Raw genomic sequence first — 2,873 nt, forward strand, 5'->3', positions numbered from 1 at the left:
CGTTTTTCTTCATCCCTCCTTCATTATACCGCCTTCTTCTTTTCTTGCGTAGGTTCGTATCTATTTTTCGCTTACATCCATTTGTATCTCCTCCTTTTGGTGTGAGCGCAAGTACTTTGCGCTTTTGCAGCCTGCCTGACCGCAAGTCTATTCTACACCAAAAGGAGTTTTTCTTTCTACATCATCGGCAGAAGCCTTCTTTTGAACCACTCGCCTAGCGTGTGGTTTTCGATAGACAATAAAAAATTGATTTAGACGACTCTCTCAAACTATCTAAATCAATTATGACATCCGCCAACGTAAAAAAATGCAAAAAAACTATTGACATTTATGCACCAGATATGATATTATATTTTACGCACTAAGGACACGGAGAGGTGTCCGAGTGGTTTAAGGAGCTAGTCTTGAAAACTAGTGATCCCGCAAGGGACCAAGAGTTCGAATCTCTTCCTCTCCGCCAATTTGTTAATTCTTATAGATTTATTATATGATTTCATTTTGGAGAAGTACCCAAGTGGTGAAGGGGCTCCCCTGCTAAGGGAGTAGGTCAGGAAACTGGCGCGAGGGTTCAAATCCCTCCTTCTCCGCCAGCCTAGGAAAACCAAAAAGATATTTGGGCAAAAAACCGCGCCGTGGCGCGGTTTTTTGATGCCCGAAAGCCTGGATTTGAAAAGTCAAAAACGTAGATGAAAGTAAGCGAAAAATAGATGGATGATTTGCTGGCCTTCTCGCCACAAAAATACATAGCCGGTCGCTGGGGCTTATCCCCAGCGAGGACTCTTTCCGCAAACTGACAGAGGAAGAACTGGCAGAAGAACAGGAGACCGACATGGAAGATGAACTGGATGAGGACGGCCCGTCCATACGGATGTGAGGTGAGTTTAATACAGTGAAGCGGTCGGATGGCAGATGGCTATCCGATTTTTTGATATGTTCGCAGGGATTGGCGGCTTCCGCTCCGGCTTGGAGGCCGTGGGTGGTTTTGAGTGTGTCGGTCACTGCGAGATAGACAAGTATGCAAATCAGGCATATAACGCCATATATGATACGGAAGGAGAATGCTTTTTTGAGGATGCCAGACTCATCGCCCCCAATGCGCTGCCGGATATCGACCTTATTTGCGGAGGCTTCCCTTGCCAATCTTTTTCAATCGCTGGAAAGCGGAGAGGCTTCGCAGATGATGCCAGAGGAACTCTCTTTTTTGAGGTTGCCCGCCTTGCCGCCAGTAAAAGAGTTGCATTTCTGCTGCTTGAGAATGTTCCCGGACTCCTATCTCATGACAAAGGTCGGACGTTTGCGGCCATCCTCTCTACGCTGGATGGCCTGGGGTACGATGTCGCATGGCAGGTGCTTAACAGCAAGGATTTTGGAGTCCCCAATCCCGCAAGAGAGTGTATATTGTCGGATATCTTAGAGGAAAATGTTCCGGCGAAATACTTTCTTTCACAGAGACAAATGGAGCGGCTCTTGAGCAAGTCCTACCAGGGCCGGAGGGACGGCGGGTCTACTCCCCCGCCGGAGTCGCTATCACCCTGACCAGTACGGCGGGCGGCTTTGGCGGCAGGAGTGGGCTTTACGATGTCACCCTGCCCATTAAGGTTATGACAAAGGCCGGGTACCAACTGGCACACCCTGGTGATAGCATCGACCTGGCCTACGCCACCATGAACACCCGGAGAGAGCGGGTTGGAGATAAAATCGCACACACCGTTACCCCTGGCAACAACCAGGGGTATTTTTTTATCGACCTGAACGAAGGACCCAGCCTGACAGAGAACACCCGATGCCTGTTGGCCAGTCAGGACACCGGTATTGGCAAGTTCAAAGGCGGGAAATCTGGTGTATTTGTAGAAGGGAAAGCTCCTTTTGCTGTTCCTGTGCGCGATGCAGACGGTAGTATCCACTATGGAAAAGTGAGAAAACTCATGCCCATAGAATGCTGGCGGCTGCAGGGCTTTACAGATGGGCAATTCCACAAAGCAGGGGCCACGGGGCTGTCGGATGCGCAATTATACAAGATGGCAGGCAATGCGGTCGCTGTACCTGTCATTTCCGCTTTAGGAGAGAAAATCATAGACATTTTCTGGAGGTCATCATGCCAAACCATGTAACGAATATTATTGAAATCAAGGGCGACCCAGCCCGGATCAAATCCTTGTTTGAGGCCGTCAAAAACGATGAGTACGGCCTCGGCTCCATCGATTTCAACAAGCTCACCCCCATGCCGCTGGAGTTGGATATTGAGGAAGGGAGCCGGACCACTCGTGGCCTTAAAGCCTACAAGGATTTCATTGAGGTTTACACCTTCAACGGCAAGAAAGAGGACTTCGACCTGCTGAATATTCCTGAGAAATCAGAGCAGGCATTCCTGCGGGTGCGACCAGACATCGACCGCGCCACTTGGGATTTGGGCAAACAGGCGTTTCAGAATGAGCAGAAACACGGTGCCGCTACCTGGTATAAGTGGCGGATCAGGAACTGGGGTACCAAGTGGAATGCCTACGGCTACGAGGACGGTGTCCAATTTGACGGGCATTCCCTGCGGTTCCAGACGGCGTGGGCGCCGCCCCAGCCGGTCATTGCTAAGCTGGCAACCATGTACCCCGACCTGGATTTTATCCACCAGTTCGCCAGCGAGGATATCGGCGTCAACTGCGGCGAGGATGAGTACCACAACGGCTCCCTATGTGGGGAGTACCGCCCAGCCCAGCAGGAAGCTGTGAATTTTGCCAACGACTTGTGGGGCTTTGACGGCATGGAGGAAGATGAGGATATGGATGATGGTGAAAGCATGGAAGACTAACTATTAAAAGTCAAGCCCCAAAATGAGAAAAATTGGAAATCGACGAAGAGTGGTGAAGGGCATGGAAAAA

3 protein-coding genes and 2 tRNA genes are annotated in these 2,873 nt (G+C 50.2%); all 5 read left to right on the plus strand.

Annotated elements, in window-relative coordinates; translation table 11 throughout:
- Nucleotides 1-371: 371 nt before the first annotated feature.
- Nucleotides 372-460 (plus strand) — tRNA-Ser (locus D1841_RS16900).
- A gap of 40 nt (nucleotides 461-500) precedes the next feature.
- Nucleotides 501-590 (plus strand) — tRNA-Ser (locus D1841_RS16905).
- Nucleotides 591-909: 319 nt separating this feature from the next.
- Complete coding sequence (locus D1841_RS20000; protein WP_371722128.1) at nucleotides 910-1,536, plus strand: DNA cytosine methyltransferase; 627 nt, start codon at nucleotides 910-912, stop codon at nucleotides 1,534-1,536.
- A gap of 65 nt (nucleotides 1,537-1,601) precedes the next feature.
- On the plus strand, nucleotides 1,602-2,111 hold the full coding sequence (locus D1841_RS20005) for a DNA cytosine methyltransferase (RefSeq protein ID WP_371722130.1): 510 nt from the start codon (nucleotides 1,602-1,604) through the stop codon (nucleotides 2,109-2,111).
- On the plus strand, nucleotides 2,096-2,803 hold the full coding sequence (locus D1841_RS16915; protein ID WP_160644818.1) for a hypothetical protein: 708 nt from the start codon (nucleotides 2,096-2,098) through the stop codon (nucleotides 2,801-2,803). Before D1841_RS20005 ends, D1841_RS16915 begins: the two co-directional genes overlap by 16 nt.
- The last annotated feature ends 70 nt before the right edge of the window (nucleotides 2,804-2,873 follow it).

Source organism: Neglectibacter sp. X4 (genome assembly GCF_009917365.1).
Classification (GTDB): domain Bacteria; phylum Bacillota; class Clostridia; order Oscillospirales; family Acutalibacteraceae; genus Acutalibacter.

Bases quoted from the DNA above. Each gene is read 5' to 3' on its own strand.
- D1841_RS20000 (WP_371722128.1), top strand. From the start codon at position 910: ATGGCTATCCGATTTTTTGATATGTTCGCAGGGATTGGCGGCTTCCGC.
- D1841_RS20005 (WP_371722130.1), top strand. From the start codon at position 1,602: ATGACAAAGGCCGGGTACCAACTGGCACACCCTGGTGATAGCATCGAC.
- D1841_RS16915 (WP_160644818.1), top strand. From the start codon at position 2,096: ATGCCAAACCATGTAACGAATATTATTGAAATCAAGGGCGACCCAGCC.